This is a genomic window from Streptomyces sp. NPDC059477, from assembly GCF_042749375.1.
Classification (GTDB): Bacteria; Actinomycetota; Actinomycetes; order Streptomycetales; family Streptomycetaceae; genus Streptomyces.
The window spans coordinates 1-17261 of record NZ_JBHYUG010000066.1; the positions used below are offsets into that span (position 1 = coordinate 1).

The following is a 17261-nucleotide window of genomic DNA, read 5'->3' on the forward strand; positions in this document are numbered from 1 at the left end:
CGTCCGAACGGACCGGCCCCCGCGGTGCGTTGTCTCCCGGTATCGCCCGGACGGGGCTGCCCGGGTCCTGGCGTGCGCCCGCCGGTGCTTCTGCGGCACCTGCTCCCGGGACAACCTCAGGGGGATCGAGGGGCGGTGGGACTCGGCCTGGTGGGAGCGGGGCGGCGGGGGTGGCCGCAGGGGATCATGCCTTCGTGGCCTGCGGCGGCGTTTCCTGGTCCTCGCCTGCCGACGCTTCCTTCAGTAGCCCATCCTTCAGTAGCCCATCCTTCAGTGGCCCGTCCTCCGGCAGCCCGTCCTGCGGTTCGCCTGCCGGCTCGTCGGCCGGTTCCTCTTCGAGGGCGAACCCGGGCAGCCACTCCTCCAGTTCGTCCCGCAGTCGGACCGTCGCGCCGAGCTGGCACAGGACACCGATGGTGCTGAGGGTGACGCGGTGTATCAGGAGATAGGCGGGGGGCAGATTGAGCTGCTTGCCGAGCTGGTAGGCGGGAGAGCGGACGTCGCCGATACGGGCGGCCTGGCTGCGCATCCAGCCGCGTGTGAAGGTGAACGACTCCACCAGGGCCGGTTCGATGATCGGCAGGAGATAGTCCAGGACGGCGTCAGGGTCCAGCTCTATCGACTCCTTGACGAAACCCTCCGTGCGGAGCAACTCGTAGACAGCCTCCGCCTCGCCGTCCAGCGTCAGGCGCAGGCTGGTGCCGATCGGGGCGGGCAGGCCGCCGGGGAGCCGGTCGACCGTGCCGAAGTCCAGGACGCCCAGGCGCCAGTCGTCCTCGCCGGCCGGGCCGCCGGGCAGCAGCCGGAAGTTGCCGGGGTGCGGATCGGCGTGCAGCAGGCCCGTGCGGGCCGGGCCGGAGAACAGGAAACGGGCCAGAAGCTGCCCGGCGCGGTCGCGCTGCTCCTCGGTGCCGTCCGAGATGATCTCCGACAGCGGGACGCCGTCGATCCACTCGGTGATCAGCACCTGGTCGCACTGGTGGACCACGGCCGGGACGACGACGTCCGGATCGTCGGCGAACTCCTGCGCGTGTGCCTGCTGGGCCTGGGCCTCCAGGGCGTAGTCCAGCTCCTCGGAGACCCGGTCGCGCAGCTCCGTGATCAGCGGCTTGATGTCCATACCGGGAATGAGCGGACCCAAGAGACGGGAAAAACGGCTCAATTGGTTCAGATCGGACAGTAGGGCCTCGCCTGCGCCCGGGTACTGGACCTTGATCGCGACCTCGCGCCCGTCGTGCCACACGCCACGGTGCACCTGGCCGATCGAGGCCGCGGCGGCGGGCTTGTCCTCGAACTCCAGGAACAGCTCCCGCCAGTCGTCGCCGAGCCGCTCGCCGAGCACCGTGTGCACCGTGCGGGTCGGCATCGGGGGCGCCGCTTCCTGGAGCTTGGTCAGCGCAGCCCGGTACGGTCCTGCGATCTCCTCGGGCAGGGCGGACTCGAAGACGGACAGCGCCTGCCCGAACTTCATCGCGCCGCCCTTCAGCTCGCCGAGCACCTTGAACAGCTGCTCCGCCGTGCGCTGCTGTAGCTCACGGCCGACGATCTCCGCCGATTCGCCCACGATCCGCTTGCCCAGGCCCCAGGTGGCCCGTCCGGCGAAACCGAGCGGGAGCGCTGCGAGCTTGGCGGTCCGGGTGACCGCCTTCCGGGGAAGATCAGACATGCGCCCTCCAAGTGCCGGACGGCCGCGCCGCGCCGGGGGTACGGCATGACGGCTTCGACGACCGTTGCACTGCCATTGTCTCGTGCTGCGGCCCTTCCTCAGAGGTGTGTTCCGTCCTACCTTTTTCCCCGGCGCCGCAGGGGCAGCCGGGATGCGGCCAGACCGGTCGCGCGTGCCACTGGAGAACGGGCAGCGACACCTCCCAGCGGGCGCCCGCGCTCGACGGCACCGCGCCGTCGAGGAAGGCCAGCGCGTGGGCCGCGGCCAGCCCGGCGACCGTCGTGGCCAGGGTCAGATCGCAGGGACGGACCTGGCGCTGCCTGCCGGAACGCCACTGCGTCACCAGCCGGGGCCAGGTGGGGTCGCGGTCCGTGCGGGTCTCCTGGAGACAGCCCGCGCAGCCGGTCTCGCCGGGCAGGACCAGCGGGCCGACCACACCGGTGGCCTCGACGACCCCGGCGTACAGATGCGGCGTACCGGAGGCGAGGAGGGACTGGACGGACTCCGGGGCCGGGGCGTGGACGGCCACGTCGTCGCGCGGGGCGAGGATCACCAGGGACAGTCCCGGGTCGGACGCCTGCCCCGCCGGCCCGGGGCCGTGGCGCGGGGGCCGGTCCGGTGCCGCCCGGCGCACCGCGCGGCGGGCCGCGTCCACCCGGTGCTCTCCCACCGCCTCGACCGGCAGACCGCCCGGGGCCACGTCCCACGGCTCGACCTTGCCGATGTCGCGCACATCGACCTCGCCGACGCCCGCGCCGGACAGCAGCGTCGCCAGCGACACCCCGACCCGGCCCGCGCCCAGCACCCGGACCCGCATCGCGCGCCGGGCCGCGAGCCGGGCCAGGGCCTCACCCGGCTCGGACGTCGTCACGGACAGGGACGCGTGGTCCGGGCGGAGCCGGTCCAGGACCTCCTTCTTCGCGCGCAGGGCGTCGGCGGCCGGGCCACCGCCCCGGGCGTCGTCCAGCAGACCGGAGCGGGCCAGCCGGTCGACGACCGCGTCGACATGGCCGTCCGGCAGATCCATCCGGCGGGCCTCCTCGCGCAGCAGCGGCAGCCCGCGCGTGCCGTTGAGCAGATCGAGGAAATGGCCCGTCGCGGTGTCCATCGGCCCCAGCGTCATCGCGTGCGCCGCCGCCATGCCGAATTGCACGGTGTTGAGATCGCGCCAACCGCGCCGCAGCGCGGATTTCACCATCGGATGCATCACAGGCCCCCGTAGCCCCAGAAAAATCGCGGAACATCCCCGTTCGCCGGTGGAGCCACCACGACCGACCTGCGGTCCGTGCTCCGCCGACGTGAGTCAGGATGCACGGCCGCGCTCTTCGAGGCGGAAAGTTGTCCACAGGCGCCGAGTATTCGTCGTACAAATCAGACGCTTGGTGGGGGATCGGCAACGGAACGGTTCCGGAGTCAAGACTTCACACATGCGCAGCGGGTAACGTCGGGGCGTGCCCGCCGACCCACTGCACAGCGCCGGAACGCCACAGCGCAGCACGACGAGCCAGCCGCCGAGCGGCTCGGGGGTGAGCCCGATCGAGGTACGCAGGAGCGCCCGTCGACGACGGACGGTCTCGGCGTACCGCGAGGGCGATCGCACCGTGGTGCTCATCCCTGCCCGGATGTCCGAGGCCGAGGAACAACGCTGGGTGAGCGTCATGCTGGACAAGCTGGCGGCCCAGGAGAGCAAGCGCCTGATCGGCGACGCCGAGCTGGCCGAGCGCGCCGAGCGGCTGTCGGCCCAGTGCTTCGACGGCCGGGCCCGGCCCACCTCGGTGCGCTGGGTCACCAACCAGAACACCCGCTGGGGCTCGTGCACCCCCTCCGACGGCAGCATCCGGCTGTCCCACCGGTTGCAGGGCATGCCCGAGTACGTCGTCGACTACGTCCTCGTCCATGAACTCGCCCACCTGCTGGTGCCCGGCCATGGCCCGCGCTTCTGGCGGCTGCTGGAGGCGTATCCGCGCACCGAACGGGCGCGCGGCTATCTGGAGGGCGTGGTGGCGGCCGACCGGCTGCCGCATCCGCCGGGCACGCGCCAGGAACAGGGAGAGCGCGAGGACGACGGAGAAGACGGAGCAGGCGGAGAAGGCGGGGGCAATGGGGAAGAGGGCGCGGACGGCGACAGCGGGGAACACGGAGACTTCGGTGAGCGTGGGGAATGAGCCGCCCGCGCGGGCGTGATTTTCTGTGCGCGTCCAATGAGCGCCTTTCCGCGGACATCCACTGAGCGCACCCGCGCGGTGATCTCTCCGTGTCCGGGAGTCTGCGTTCTGTACCGGGTCTGTACCGACTTCGTCCGTTGTCCGGGATTGCCGTTAGCCTGACGCGACGCACTCGCATTCGGGATGGGGGACGGTCGTAACGCATGGCCAGGGAATTCCAACGCGGCCACAAGGCCAAGATCAGTGATCTCACCGCGGGGACCGATCTGTATGTAGGCGTGCAGATCTCGGGGCCCGGACTGAGCTTCGACATCAGTTGTTTCGGGCTCGACGCCGACGAACGGCTCTCCGACGACCGGTACTTCGTCTTCTTCAATCAACCGAAGTCCCCCGAGGAGTCCCTTCAGCAGCTGGGCGCGCAGGCGGGCGACAGTGAGTCGTTCCGGGTCACCCTCGACCGGATACCGCCGCAGATCCAGAAGCTGTCGTTCGCGGCGTCGCTCGACGGCGACGGGCAGCTGTCGCAGATCGCCCCCGGATACATCCGGATCGTGGCGGGCGGCGAGGAGGTGGCCCGGTACTCCTTCAACGGTTCGGAGTTCTCCACCGAACGCGCCGTGATGCTCGGCGACTTCTACCTCAAGGACGTCTGGCGGTTCGCCGCCGTCGGCCAGGGCTTCGACGGCGGGCTGGACGCGCTGCTGAAGAACTTCGGCGGCGAGGTGATGGAGGAGGAGGCGCCCGCCGCGCCCGAGCCGCAGGCCGCCGCCGCGCCCGGGTTCGCGCCGCCCGCCTTCGGGGCACCGACGGCACCCGCAGCGCCCACCCCCGCCCCGGCCCCGGCGCCCATACCGGCCCCCGCTCCGGCCCCGGCCCCCGCGCCCGCCCAGGGCTTCGCTCCGCCCCCCGGCGCCACCCCGCCGCCCGCTCCGGCCCCCCACGTGCATGCCGCGCCGACCATCGCCGCGCCGCTGCACACCCCGGCCGCCGGGACGGTCCCGCCACCGGCCGCGCCGCCCGCCGCTCCGCAGGCGCCCCAGGGCGGTCCGTTCACACCCCCCGGCGGTGCCCCCGCCGGCGGTCCCTTCACACCGCCGCCCGGCACCGGCGCCCCGGCGGGCGGTCCGTTCACCCCGCCGCCCGGTGGCCCCTTCACGCCGCCCCCCGGCGGGGTCGCCTTCCCCGGCCAGGCCCAGCCCTTCGGCGGCGGTGTCCAGCTCGCGCCCGTCCCCCCGGAGGCCGGGCTGGGGGTCGTGCTGGCGAAGTACGCCGAGGCGCCCGTGGGCGACCGCTGGACCGAGCAGAACCCCGAGCTGGTGCGGGCGACCCTCACCAAGGGCGCCAACATCCTCGCCAAGCAGGGCAGCATGGTCGCCTACCAGGGCGACATCGACTTCGCGCACAAGGGCTCCGGACTGCTCGGCAAGCTCACCGGGCAGCTCACCGGCCAGGGCATGGCCCTGATGCGCTGCTCCGGCGACGGCGAGGTGTTCCTCGCCGACGAGGCCAGCCGGCTCTTCGTGATCCGGCTCCAGGGCGAGCAGATCTACACCAGCGCGCGGGGCGTGCTCGCCTTCGACGAGGCCCTGGACACCGAGATCCGCCGGATCGAGGGCGCCGGACTGCCCGGCGGCGGTCTGTTCAGCATGCTCTTCTCCGGCACGGGCGCGGTCGTCGTCAAGACGCGCGGCGTGCCGGTCGTGCTGCCCGTGGGACCGGCCACCTATGTGGACGGCAACGCCGTCATCGCCTGGTCCGCGGGCGCGCAGGCGGTCACCACGACCTCGCTCAGGCTGCGCCGCTCCGGCTACGCCCGGCAGACCTCGGAGGCGGTCAACCTCCAGTTCCGGGGCGCTCCCGGCAACTTCGTCGTCGTCCAGCCCTTCGAGGTGTGAGGCAGTCCATGGACCTCCAGTCACTTCACGCGCAGCGCCCGGCGCCCACGGGCGTCCGGATGGGCGTGCACAACGCCAAGACGCTCAAGGTCACCATGGTCAGCGGCCAGGACCTGTACGCCAAGGCCGGCTCGATGATCGCGTACGACGGCTATGTGCAGTTCGACGCGGCCCCCGGCACCCTGCGCCGCACCGCCGAGGAGATGGTCACCGGCGAGGGCGGCAAGCTGATGCTGTGCCGCGGCGACGGCGAGCTGTACCTCGCGGACTACGGCGGCGAGGTCCTCGTCGTCCATCTGAACAACGAGGCGATCTCCGTCAACGGCCCCACCCTGCTGGCCTGCGACGCCTCCCTCGGGCTCACCATCGAGCCGGTCAAGGGCCTCGCCAAGCTCTCCGGCTCCGGACTGACCAACCTGGTCATCCGCGGCACCGGCTGGGTCGCCCTGGTCACCCGTGGGATGCCGATCTCCCTCGACTGCGCCGAGCGCGAGACCTATGTCGACCCGGACGCGCTGATCGCCTGGACCGACGGTCTCGACATGAAGGCCCGCCGCACCATGAAGGCGAGCGCGCTGATCGGGCGCGGCAGCGGCGAGGCGTTCCAGATCGGGTTCAAGGGACGGGGTTTCGTGGTCGTCCAGCCCAGCGAGGACACCGGCGACCGTTTCAAGATCCGTGGCTGACCGGGGCTGAGAGGAGCACCAGCACAATGCACAGCACACTCTTCACGCACATCCCGGTGGAGCACACCGCGCGCTACACACTCCAGAACCCGCAACTGCTCAAGACCGACGTCACCCTCGGCTCCGGCCCCGTGCTCGCCCGGCAGGGCGCCATGGTCGCCTTCGAGGGGCAGGTTGAGTTCACGAGCCAGTACCGCGACCGCAGCTGGCGCAACATCGAGCGGGTGACCGACGAGCAGCTCGACCTGATGCGCTGCAAGGGCAACGGGATCGTCTACCTCGCCAACTTCGCCCAGTACCTGCACATCATGGACGTCGGCCGGGGCATCACCGTGGACAGCTCCGCCGTGCTCGCCTTCGACGGCTCGCTGAACGTGGGCATCGTCGCCATCGACAGCGCCGTGGAGGTCGCCTCGGCGGGCGCCTACAACCTGGAGCTGTCCGGCGCCGGACAGGTCGTCCTGATGACCTCCGGCGAGCCGCTGGTCCTGGAGGTCACTCCCGAGAAAAACATCTGCTGCGACTCGGACGCCGTCATCGCCTGGTCCACGTCCCTGCGCACCCAGCTCCAGGCGCCGACCTCCACCTCCGCGGTGTGGCGCCGCCGCGGTTCCACCGGCGAGGGCTGGGAGATGCACTTCTCCGGCACCGGGCACGTCCTGGTGCAGCCCAGCGAACTGCTGCCGCCGCAGCACCTGCGCACCTCGGGAGTGCTCGGCCAGTTCGGCATGGGCTCGGGCGGCCTGAGCGGAAACTCCCTCGGGGGCAGCCGCAACTGACCCGCCGCGCGCAAGGACGTCAAGAGGGCGCCGAGAGCGCGCCCAGCAGACGTGTAAGGGGCGATCGCCATTGCGGTCGCCCCTTACTTCATCGGTAACGCCCCCGCGCTCACCCGCCGCCGTCCAGCCGCTCCCGCGTCGCCTCCAGCAGCCGTACGACGGATTCGTCCGCCACGTCCGCGACCTCGGCGTAGGCGAACCAGCGCACGTCGAGGGACTCGTCGCTCACCGTGTGCAGCGCGTCGGCGGGTGCCAGCGCCGCGTACTGGACGTCGTGGTGGCGGTGGCAGGGCGGGGGGATCGGATGGCTGTCCAGGCGCACCGGGCCGCCCGGCAGCAGGCTCAGCCCGGTGATGCCGGACTCCTCGGTGGCCTCCCGCAGGGCCGCCCCCGCGAGGGAGAGGTCGCCCGGCTCGCAGTGGCCGCCCATCTGGAGCCACATCCGCAGCTTCCTGTGCAGGGTCAGCAGCACGCGCCCGTGCGGGGGGTCGATCACCAGCGCGCTCGCGGTGACATGGCCCGCGTGGCAGGACTTCCACATGCCGTCGGGGTGGGCGGCGAGGTGGTCCAGGTAGGACCGGCGCAGCTCGTCCTGGTGCCCGGACCGGTCCTCGTAGCCCTTGAGCACGAGGACCGTGTCGTCGTACAGGTTCACGCGGTGCCGTCGCCCTTGCTGTCGTCGCCCTCGGGGTCGTCCGGCTCGTCCTTCTTCAGGTCGGGCTTGCCGGTGGAGCCGCTGCGGCCGTCCGCCGCCTCGCCGAGCATCTTGTCCAGCTCGGAGAAATCGATCTGCTCGCGGTGCACGAAACCGTCCGGGTCGTCCAGGTCGGAGGCGGTCGGCAGCATGTCCGGGTGGCTCCACAGGGCATCCCGGCCGTCCACCCCGCGCGCGTCCGTGAGCGACGCCCACAGTCGGGACGCGTCCCGCAGCCGGCGCGGGCGCAGCTCCAGGCCGATCAGCGTGGCGAACGTCTGCTCGGCCGGGCCACCGCTCGCGCGGCGGCGGCGCAGGGTCTCGCGCAGGGCGTCGGCGGACGTCAGACGGGGCTTGGCGGCGGTGTGCACCACCGCGTCGACCCAGCCCTCCACCAGCGCCAGAGCCGTCTCCAGACGGGCCAGGGCCGCCTTCTGCGCAGGCGTGTCCTCCGGCTGGAACATGCCCTGCTGGAGCGCCTGCTGCAACTCCTCGGGGTTCTGCGGGTCGAACTGGCCGACCACGTCCTCCAGCTTCGCCGTGTCGACCTTGATCCCGCGCGCGTAGCCCTCGACCGCGCCGAACAGATGCGCGCGCAGCCAGGGCACGTGGGCGAAAAGACGCTGGTGGGCGGCCTCGCGCAGGGCGAGATACAGCCGCACCTCGTCCTTGGACACGCCGAGGTCCTTGCCGAACGCCTCGATGTTCAGCGGCAGCAGCGCGGCCTTGCCGGTCGGCGTGAGCGGCAGGCCGATGTCCGTCGAGCCGACGACCTCGCCCGCGAGCACGCCGACGGCCTGCCCGATCTGCGTGCCGAACATGGCGCCGCCCATGGAGCGCATCATGCCGATCAGCGGGCCGGCCATGGCCTGCATCTCCTCGGGAAGGATGTCGCCCATGGCGCCGCCCACCCGCTCGGCGACCGGGTCGACCAGCTCCTTCCAGGCGGGCAGCGTGGCCTCGACCCACTCCGCGCGGCTCCAGGCGACCGCGGAGCCCGCGCCGGACGGCAGCGAGGTCGCGTCGTCCAGCCACAGGTCCGCCAGCCGGACCGCCTCCTGCACGGCGGTGCGCTCGGCCGGGCCGACGCTCGCGTCCTTGACGCCGTCGGCGGTGCCCTGGGACACCGTCTGGCGGGCGATCTGCTTGGCCATGTCCCAGTTCACCGGGCCGCCCTCGTAGGAGAGCATCTGGCCGAGCTGCTGGAACGCGGCGCCCAGGTCGGTGGGGTTCAGTGAACCGAACATGGCAGCGAGCGGATTGTCCGCCCCGGGGCCGCCGGCCCCGAAACCGAACGGGTTGGCCGGTCCCTGACCACCACCGCTCTGCTGGTCCTTCTTCTTGCCCTCGTCGCCGTCGTCCGGCTCCTCCGGCGGAAGGCCGAATCCGAATGGGGTGTCACTCACGGGATTCCTCGGCTGGTTAAGGCCACCGTTTCTTTCCGGCGGCACGACTGCCCGACAACACCACCCAGCCTAGACACCCCGGACGGATAGGGCCTCGGTGCTTCGCCCACAGCAGCGCTGCGGCAGGATGGATGCCACCTGGTACGTACGCGTCACGTGCGCGTATCGCGCTACGTAAGTAGACAACCGCTGGAGACGCCCGGTGAGTTCCCCAGATCCGCAGGTTCGCGCACCGCGAAACCACTCAACCCCCTCGCCGCCCGCGGCGCCGTCGTCGCCGTCCGCCGAGCGGCGCCCAGCCGCCCCCGCGGCCCGCGCGGGCGAGTCGGGCGGCGGGCGCGGGCCCGTCGTCGCGGTCACCGGCGCGGCGACCGGCGTGGGCGCGCTGCTCACCGCGCGGCTCGCCGCGTCCGAGGAGGTCAGACAGGTCGTCGCCATCGACGAGCGGCGCGGCGAGTGCGCGTCCGCGCGGTGGCACATCCTGGACGTACGGGACCCGGCGATCGCGGAGAAGCTGCGGGGCGCGGATGTCGTCGTGCATCTGGCGCTCGACCTGGATCTGGAGACGGACCCCGCCGCGCGGACCGCGTACAACGTCCGGGGGACGCAAACCGTCCTGACCGCGGCAGCGGCGGCCGGGGTGCACCGGGTGGTGCTGTGCACCTCGGCGATGGTCTACGGGGCGCTGCCGGACAACGAGCTGCCCCTGTCGGAGGACGCGGAGCTGCGGGCGACGGCGGAGGCGACGGGCGTCGGGGATCTCCTGGAGATCGAGCGGCTGGCCCGGCGCGCTCCCCGGGCGCATCCGGGGCTGAATGTCACCGTGGTGCGGCCCGCGATCCTCGTCGGAGGCACCGACACCGCGCTGACCAGGTATTTCGAGTCCCCACGGCTGCTGGTGGTGGCCGGCTCGCGGCCCGCCTGGCAGTTCTGCCACGTCGAGGATCTGTGCGGGGCGCTGGAGTACGCCGTCCTGGAGAAGGTCGAGGGCGAACTGGTCGTCGGGTGCGACGGGTGGCTGGAGCAGGAGGAGGTCGAGGAGCTGAGCGGCATCCGGCGGATGGAGCTGCCGTCGGCGGTCGCGCTGGGCGCGGCGGCCCGGCTGCACCGGATCGGCCTGACGCCGTCCCCCGCGGGCGACCTCGCGTACACGATGTACCCCTGGGTGGTCAGCGGCAGCCGCCTCCATGACGCCGGCTGGCGGCCCCGGTGGACCAACGAGGAGGTCCTCGCCGAGCTGCTGGACGAGGTCTCCGGGCGGCACACGGTCGCCGGACGGCGCCTGGGCCGCAAGGACGCGACGGCCGCGGGCGCCGCCGGGGCGACGGTGGCGCTGCTGGGCGCGGCGGCGGTGGTACGGCGGGCGCGCAAGGCACGACGCCGGATGTGACCCCGCCGTGGGGCTGACCGGCGCCCAGGTCGGATTCGTCGCGGGGCTGACCGGCGCCTATGGCGGACTCGTCGCGGGCTGACCGGCGGCCGGGGTGGATTCGTCGCGGGGCTGACCGGCGCCTATGGCGGACTCGTCGCGGGCTGACCGGCGGCCGGGGTGGATTCGTCGCGGGGCTGACCGGCGCCTATGGCGGACTCGTCGCGGGCTGACCGGCGGCCGGGGCGGACTCGTCGCAGGGCAGACCGGCGTCCCAAGGCGGACCGATCGCAAGGCTGACCGGCGTCCCAGGCGCCCTAGGAGCGTCCCGCGCGCGTGGCTCACCGCAGCCGCACAGGGGACCGCGCCACCAGCCCTGACCCGCTCCCCACGCCGCGAGTGAAAACGGTATTCCACACTCCGGCATCCGTCAGGCACGATGGGCGCATGGCTGCTACCCACGATCACCCCGGCGAGCGGGCCGCCGCCGAGCCCGTCAAGCTGATCGGCGTACGCGAGACACCGCTCTCCCTCGACGAGGTCTTCGCGGCCGTCGGTGACGCCGCCGCGGGCGGGATCGCGCTGTTCGTGGGGACCGTGCGGAACCACGACGGGGGCGCCGGTGTCGACGCGCTCGGCTACTCCTGTCACCCGTCCGCCGAGAGCGAGATGCGCAGGGTCGCCGAGACGGTCGCCGCCGAGTACCCGGTGCGGGCGCTCGCCGCGGTGCACCGGGTGGGTGATCTCGCGGTCGGTGATCTCGCGGTGATCGTCGCCGTGTCCTGTCCGCACCGGGCCGAGGCCTTCGACGCCTGCCGGATGCTGATCGACACCCTCAAGCACGAGGTGCCCATCTGGAAGCACCAGTCCTTCTCCGACGGCACCGAGGAATGGGTCGGCGCCTGCTGAATCCGCCCGGCCCCCGGATCCGCACCACCCCCGCCGCCCCGACCAACCCCCTTGCACCCCCTCCGCTTGCGTAACCGCACCCCTGCCGCGAGCGTTGTCAGTGCGGATGGTTAATCTGCTGATCAGTCAGTTTCATTCCGTTGCGGACTCATCTGGGGTTGGGAGGTCGGAATGGCGGCGCTCGCCTGGTTGCTGATTCCGTTGGTGGCCGCGATCGCCGCGGGGTTGTGGGGAAGCTGGGCCAGCCGTACCCGCAAGGCCCGCAGTGACGGCCCCGAGCTGGATGGATACGCCCGCTTCCGCGCGGCGATGGAGCGGTCCCACACGCATACGGTGGGGGCGAACGCGTCGGCCGTGAAGGTGAAGGCCGCGGACGTGGTCGAGGACTCCAGAGCGGGCTCCTGACCCGGCCGGACGCCCTGACGGTGCGCTGACAGAAGCGTCCCGTACTGTCTGACCATGCCACGCCGTACCGTGACGATGCTCGCGTCCACCCTGATGCTGATCGCGCTGCTGTGCGCCGGAGTGCTCATCAAGGTCCCGTACTCGGAGATGTCCCCGGGGCCGACGGTGAACACGCTGGGGGACCACGACGGCGAGCCCGTGCTCCAGATCTCCGGACACGAGACATATCCCACGGACGGCCATCTCAACATGACCACGGTCCGCGTCACCAGCGCCGACTACCGGATGAACCTCGTCGAGGCGGTCTACGGCTGGCTCGCCCACGACAACAAGGTCGTGCCGCACGACACGCTCTACCCGGACGGCCAGACCGAGGAGCAGTCGACCCAGGAGAACGCCGAGGAATTCAGCCAGTCCCAGGAGAGCGCCAAGGTCGCCGCCCTGGAGGAGCTGGACATCGAGGTGCAGTCCTGGGTGATCGTCTCCACCGTCGTCAAGGACTCCCCGGCCGAGGGCGTGCTGCACGCGGGCGATGTGATCAAGGCCGTGGACGGTACGGAGGTCAAGGCGCCGGCCGATGTCGCCGAGCTGGTGACCAAGCACAAGCCGGGCGAGGACGTCGTCTTCACCATCGTGCCCGCCAAGGAGCAGGCCGACGCGGAGAAGGAGAACCGGCAGCCGACCCGGACCGAGCAGGTCACGATCAAGACGGCCGCCTCGGACGACACCGGTGAGGAGCGGGCCATCGTCGGCATCTCCGCCGGGACCGACCACACCTTCCCGTTCACCATCGACATCAAGCTCGCGGATGTGGGCGGGCCGAGCGCGGGGCTGATGTTCGCGCTCGGCATCTACGACAAGCTCACGCCGGGCAGCCTCACCGGAGGCTCGTTCGTCGCCGGGACCGGGACCATCGACGACGACGGCAAGGTCGGTCCGATCGGCGGCGTCGAGATGAAGACGGTCGGCGCGCGCGAGAAGGGCGCCCAGTACTTCCTGACGCCCGCCGACAACTGTGCCTCCGCCGTCCAGGACACGCCCGAGGGGCTCACCCTCGTCAAGGTGGCGACCATGGACGACGCGCTCAACGCCCTCAAGGACATCCGCGACGGCGACACCGCCGACCTGCCCACCTGCACGGCGAAGGGCTGACGGGCGCCGGTCATCGAAGACGGGCCCCGGCCCTCCAGGGGCTTGCCCCGCCCTCCCGGACCGGCCCCGTCGTCGGAAGCCTGCCTCGGCCCTCGAAGGCCGGCCCCCGTCCTCCAGGGCCGGCCCCCTCCGTCGAAGGCCGGCCCCGATCCTCGAACCAGGGCCGACCCCCGCCGTCGAGAGCCGGCCCCGATCCGCGAAGGCCGACCCCAGATCCACGAAGGCCGAACCCAGGTCCGCGAAGGGCCGGACTCAGTCCTCGAAGGTCGCCGAGAGCGCCTCCGCCAGCCCCGGCACCAGTTCCGACCCGGTGACCACCTCCGTCGGGGTGTCCTTGGCGCGCAGCCTGAGGGCCGAGTCGCGGGCGCCGTCGCGCAGCACCGCGACCGTCATCCGGACCTCCTGGCGACGGGGATGTTCGGCCACCCACTTCGCCAGCGCGGCCTCGTCCAGATCCTGCGGGACCTGGGCCTCGGCGGACGGCGGCAGCATCAGCCGCTCCACGCTCAGTGCGCATCCGGCCACCGCGTCCGGCCAGGCGATGGTCGCCAGGAACTCGTCCAGCGGCTTGTCCGTTGCCATCTCGTCCTGCTCGATGGGGGTGAGGCCGGCGCTCTCCTGCTCCTCACCGAGACCGAGCTGGGCGGCGAGGGAGGGTTCTTGAACGCGAAGCCGGGCGGTGTCGACAAGGGCGAAGAGACGGGCGGGCTGGTCCCAGCCGAGGCCGGAGACGTACTCGTCGATCTCCAGTACGGCCCGGGTGAGCGGGCTCGCCGCCATGGGGGTGTTGGACATGGTCACAATCCTGCCTCGTTCTCCCCCGAAATCGGGAACCGAGTAAAGCGTGAGTAAGTTGCATAGATGAGGGCCTACGATCACCGGGCCCTTTCGGCGGTCCGAAAAAGGCGGGCCGGACAGATCAACAGCGACTTTCGAGGTGCACACCTTGGCTTTCCAGATGCCGGACCGCGGCGGAGGCCCGACGGGGCCACGGATCAGAGTGGGCCGACCGTCCCGGCGTGTCCGGACCCTGCTCATGACGCTGGGCGTCCTCGCCGTCCTCGGCATGGCGTTCACCATGTTCGCGGGGTTCTGGACGGACTGGCTCTGGTACCGGTCGGTTAACTATTCATCGGTCTTCACCACCACCCTGTGGACCAAGATCGGACTCTTCTTCGTCTTCGGCCTGCTGATGGCCCTGGCGGTCGGCTTCAACATCTGGCTGGCCCACCGGCTGCGCCCCCCGCTGAGCGCGATGTCGATGGAGCAGCAGAACCTCGACCGCTACCGGATGGGGATCGCTCCCTTCAAGAAGTGGCTGCTGTTCGGGATCACCGCGCTGGTCGGCCTGATCGCCGGCGCCTCCGCCACCGGGCAGTGGCGGACCTGGCTGATGTGGGTCAACGGCGTGCCCTTCGGGCAGAAGGACCCCCAGTTCAACCTGGACGTGTCGTTCTACGCCTTCGACCTGCCCTGGTACCGGTTCCTGCTGGGCTTCGGCTTCGCCGCGGTGATCCTCTCCGTGATCGCCGCCGCCCTGACCCACTACCTCTACGGCGGGCTGCGCATCACCAGCCCGGGCGCGCGCGCCACCGGAGCGGCCACCGGCCATCTGTCGGTGCTGATCGGCATCTTCGTCGCCCTGAAGGCGGTCGCGTACTGGCTGGACCGGTACGGCCTGGCGGTCAAGTCCAGCGACTTCAAGGCGACGGACAACTGGACGGGCCTGAGGTACGTCGACGCGAACGCGTATCTGCCGGCCAAGACGATCCTGTTCTGCATCGCCGTGATCTGCGCCCTGCTGTTCTTCGCCACGCTGTGGCGGCGCACCTGGCAGCTGCCGGTCATCGGCTTCGGTCTGCTGGTGCTCTCGGCGATCCTGATCGGCGGGCTCTACCCGGCGATCGTGCAGAAGTTCCAGGTCCAGCCCAATGAGCAGGCCAAGGAAGCTCCGTACGTCGCCAAGAACCTGGAGGCGACGCGCGAGGCCTACGACATCGAGGACGCCCAGGTCACCGACTACGACGGCAAGAGCGACACCGAGGACCTCACCACGCTGCGGGACGACGTCGACCAGACGGCCAGCATCCGCATCATGGACCCGAACATCATCTCGCCGACCTTCCAGCAGCTCCAGCAGATGCGGCAGTACTACGCGTTCCCGACCAACCTGGACGTGGACCGCTACAGCGAGAACGGCGTGGAGCAGGACACCGTCATCGGTCTGCGCGAGCTGAACCTCGCGGGCGTGGACAAGCAGAACTGGATCAACACCCACTTCCGCTACACCCACGGCTACGGCGTGGTCGCCGCCGAGGGCACCGCGGTCGACTCCGAGGGCCGCCCGGTCTTCACCGAGTCCGACCTGCCCTCCCAGGGCGAGCTGGGCGAGTACGAGCAGCGGGTCTACTACGGCGAGAAGACCACCGAGTACTCGATCGTCGGCGGTCCCCAGAAGGAGATCGACTACTCCGACGACAGCGGTGAGAAGAGCTACACCTACCAGGGCGACAGCGGGGTCAGTCTCTCCAACCCGCTCAACCGGGCGGCGTACGCGGTGGCGTTCGGCGAGCCGCAGATCCTCTACTCCGGGGCGATCGGCGAGGGCTCGCAGGTCCTGTACAACCGCACGCCGAAGGAACGGGTCGAGGCCGTGGCGCCCTGGCTGACCATCGACGGTGACGCCTACCCGGCGGTCGTCGACGGCCGGATCCAGTGGATCGTCGACGCGTACACGACCACCAACGGCTACCCGTACGCCTCGCGCACCACCCTCGGCGACACCACGGCGGACTCGCTGACGGCGGCGAACGACTCCCGCGCGGTGGTGGCTCAGGAGAACCAGGTCAACTACATCCGCAACTCGGTGAAGGCGACCGTCGACGCGTACACCGGCGAGGTCAAGCTCTTCGAGTGGGACACCCAGGACCCGGTCCTCAAGACCTGGATGAAGGCGTTCCCGGGCACGGTCGAGCCGCGCGGCGAGATCAGCGACGAACTGATGGCGCATCTGCGGTACCCGCAGGACCTGTTCAAGGTCCAGCGCGAGCTGCTGACCCGCTACCACGTCCAGGACGCCAACACCTTCCTCAGCGGCAGCGAGGTGTGGCAGGTCCCGGACGACCCGACCAACAAGTCGGGCAGCGCGGTGCCGCCGTACTACCTCAGCATGAAGATGCCCGACCAGGAGCAGCAGGCGTTCTCGCTGACGACGACGTTCACCCCCAACGGGCGTGACAACCTCAGCGCGTTCATGACGGTCGACGCGGAAGCCGGTACCGACGACTACGGCAAGATCAGAATTCTCAAATTGCCGACCAGCACGACCGTCGACGGACCCAAACAGGTGCAGAGCCAGTTCAACTCCGAACAGGACATCGCCGAGCAGATCAGACTTCTGCAAGGCGGCGACTCGGAGGTCGAGTACGGCAATCTGCTGACCGTGCCCCTGGACGGCGGTCTGCTGTACGTGGAGCCCGTCTACGTCCGCGGTGGCGGGCTGAAGTACCCGCTGCTGCGCAAGGTGCTGGTCTCCTACGGCGGCAACACGGCCTTCGAGGACACCCTGGACGAAGCGCTCAACAAGGTGTTCGGCGCCGAGGGGACGGCACCGCAGCCACCACCGGACACCGGTACGGACCCCGAGCAGCCACCGCCGCCGCCGACGTCGGACAACCCGACGGTCCAGCAGGCGCTGGACGACGCCCAGAAGGCGTTCGACGAGGGCCAGGAAGCCCTCAAGAACGGTGACTGGGAGGCGTACGGCCGGGCGCAGACGGAGCTGGAGGCCGCGCTCAAGCGGGCCGAGGACGCGCAGGCGAGCGGTTCCGGCGGCGCCAGCCCGAGCCCGAGCGCGAGCCCGTCCGGTGGTGCCGGCCCCGGTGCCGATTCCAGTCCCAGTCCGTCCGGCAGTCCGGACACCGGCTGACCGGCTTGATCGAATAGCTGCTCCCGCGCCGTGGTACGGTTCTCACACAACGGCGCGGGGTGGAGCAGCTCGGTAGCTCGCTGGGCTCATAACCCAGAGGTCGCAGGTTCAAATCCTGTCCCCGCTACTCAAGTCGACGCCCAGGGCGTGTGACGGCGAAGGGGCGGGGGAGAAAAAAATACGGGGCGTGGGGAGGTTGGGGAGCAG

Annotated in this window: 13 protein-coding genes, 1 tRNA gene and 1 pseudogene; 10 read left to right on the forward strand and 5 right to left on the reverse strand. The window is 71.0% G+C overall.

Annotation, left to right across the window (positions count from 1 at the left end):
• Positions 1-184: 184 nt before the first annotated feature.
• On the reverse strand, positions 185-1666 hold the full coding sequence (locus ACFXAZ_RS27595) for an ABC1 kinase family protein (protein WP_384596703.1): 1482 nt from the start codon (positions 1664-1666) through the stop codon (positions 185-187).
• A complete protein-coding gene (locus ACFXAZ_RS27600; protein WP_384596705.1) occupies positions 1659-2873 on the reverse strand; it encodes a TOMM precursor leader peptide-binding protein in 1215 nt (404 codons plus the stop codon). The genes ACFXAZ_RS27595 and ACFXAZ_RS27600 overlap by 8 nt, the downstream gene beginning before the upstream one ends.
• A gap of 244 nt (positions 2874-3117) precedes the next feature.
• Here ACFXAZ_RS27600 and ACFXAZ_RS27605 point away from each other — a divergent pair.
• From ACFXAZ_RS27605 to ACFXAZ_RS27620, 4 genes and pseudogenes are all read left to right on the forward strand, one after another.
• Positions 3118-3711: pseudogene (locus ACFXAZ_RS27605) on the forward strand (M48 family metallopeptidase); the annotation flags it as partial.
• A gap of 323 nt (positions 3712-4034) precedes the next feature.
• The gene (locus ACFXAZ_RS27610; protein ID WP_384596707.1) at positions 4035-5726 is read left to right on the forward strand and encodes a TerD family protein; all 1692 of its coding nucleotides are present in this window, start codon (positions 4035-4037) and stop codon (positions 5724-5726) included.
• 8 nt (positions 5727-5734) lie between these two features.
• A complete protein-coding gene (locus tag ACFXAZ_RS27615) occupies positions 5735-6412 on the forward strand; it encodes an AIM24 family protein (RefSeq protein WP_384596709.1) in 678 nt (225 codons plus the stop codon).
• A gap of 26 nt (positions 6413-6438) precedes the next feature.
• Positions 6439-7191, forward strand: a complete 753-nt coding sequence (locus ACFXAZ_RS27620; RefSeq protein ID WP_384596711.1) for an AIM24 family protein — start codon at positions 6439-6441, stop codon at positions 7189-7191.
• Between the two features lie 109 nt (positions 7192-7300).
• Here ACFXAZ_RS27620 and ACFXAZ_RS27625 read toward each other — a convergent pair whose 3' ends face one another.
• Together ACFXAZ_RS27625 and ACFXAZ_RS27630 are read right to left on the reverse strand one after the other, a co-directional pair.
• A complete protein-coding gene (locus ACFXAZ_RS27625; protein ID WP_384596713.1) occupies positions 7301-7846 on the reverse strand; it encodes an NUDIX hydrolase in 546 nt (181 codons plus the stop codon).
• A complete protein-coding gene (locus tag ACFXAZ_RS27630) occupies positions 7843-9291 on the reverse strand; it encodes a zinc-dependent metalloprotease (protein ID WP_384596715.1) in 1449 nt (482 codons plus the stop codon). Before ACFXAZ_RS27630 ends, ACFXAZ_RS27625 begins: the two co-directional genes overlap by 4 nt.
• 202 nt (positions 9292-9493) lie before the next feature.
• Here ACFXAZ_RS27630 and ACFXAZ_RS27635 point away from each other — a divergent pair, with 202 nt between their 5' ends.
• The 4 genes from ACFXAZ_RS27635 to ACFXAZ_RS27650 all read left to right on the forward strand — a co-directional run bounded on the left by ACFXAZ_RS27635 (position 9494) and on the right by ACFXAZ_RS27650 (position 13126).
• Positions 9494-10681: an SDR family oxidoreductase gene (locus tag ACFXAZ_RS27635; protein ID WP_384596717.1), complete on the forward strand. Its 1188-nt coding sequence runs from the start codon at positions 9494-9496 to the stop codon at positions 10679-10681.
• A gap of 426 nt (positions 10682-11107) precedes the next feature.
• Positions 11108-11569 carry a molybdenum cofactor biosynthesis protein MoaE gene (locus ACFXAZ_RS27640; protein ID WP_384596719.1) on the forward strand — a complete coding sequence of 154 codons (462 nt, stop codon included), beginning with the start codon at positions 11108-11110 and terminating at the stop codon, positions 11567-11569.
• A 171-nt stretch (positions 11570-11740) separates the two neighbouring features.
• On the forward strand, positions 11741-11974 hold the full coding sequence (locus tag ACFXAZ_RS27645) for a hypothetical protein (RefSeq protein ID WP_384596770.1): 234 nt from the start codon (positions 11741-11743) through the stop codon (positions 11972-11974).
• A gap of 54 nt (positions 11975-12028) precedes the next feature.
• Positions 12029-13126 carry a PDZ domain-containing protein gene (locus ACFXAZ_RS27650; protein ID WP_384596721.1) on the forward strand — a complete coding sequence of 366 codons (1098 nt, stop codon included), beginning with the start codon at positions 12029-12031 and terminating at the stop codon, positions 13124-13126.
• Positions 13127-13378: 252 nt separating this feature from the next.
• Here ACFXAZ_RS27650 and ACFXAZ_RS27655 read toward each other — a convergent pair whose 3' ends face one another.
• Positions 13379-13921 (reverse strand): PPA1309 family protein, encoded by a 543-nt coding sequence (locus tag ACFXAZ_RS27655; RefSeq protein WP_384596723.1) that lies wholly within the window; start codon positions 13919-13921, stop codon positions 13379-13381.
• A 163-nt stretch (positions 13922-14084) separates the two neighbouring features.
• Between ACFXAZ_RS27655 and ACFXAZ_RS27660 the strand changes: the two genes are divergently transcribed.
• Both ACFXAZ_RS27660 and ACFXAZ_RS27665 read left to right on the forward strand, forming a co-directional pair.
• Positions 14085-17054, forward strand: a complete 2970-nt coding sequence (locus ACFXAZ_RS27660; RefSeq protein WP_384596762.1) for a UPF0182 family protein — start codon at positions 14085-14087, stop codon at positions 17052-17054.
• A gap of 53 nt (positions 17055-17107) precedes the next feature.
• Positions 17108-17181, forward strand: a tRNA-Met gene (locus ACFXAZ_RS27665).
• Positions 17182-17261: the final 80 nt, after the last annotated feature.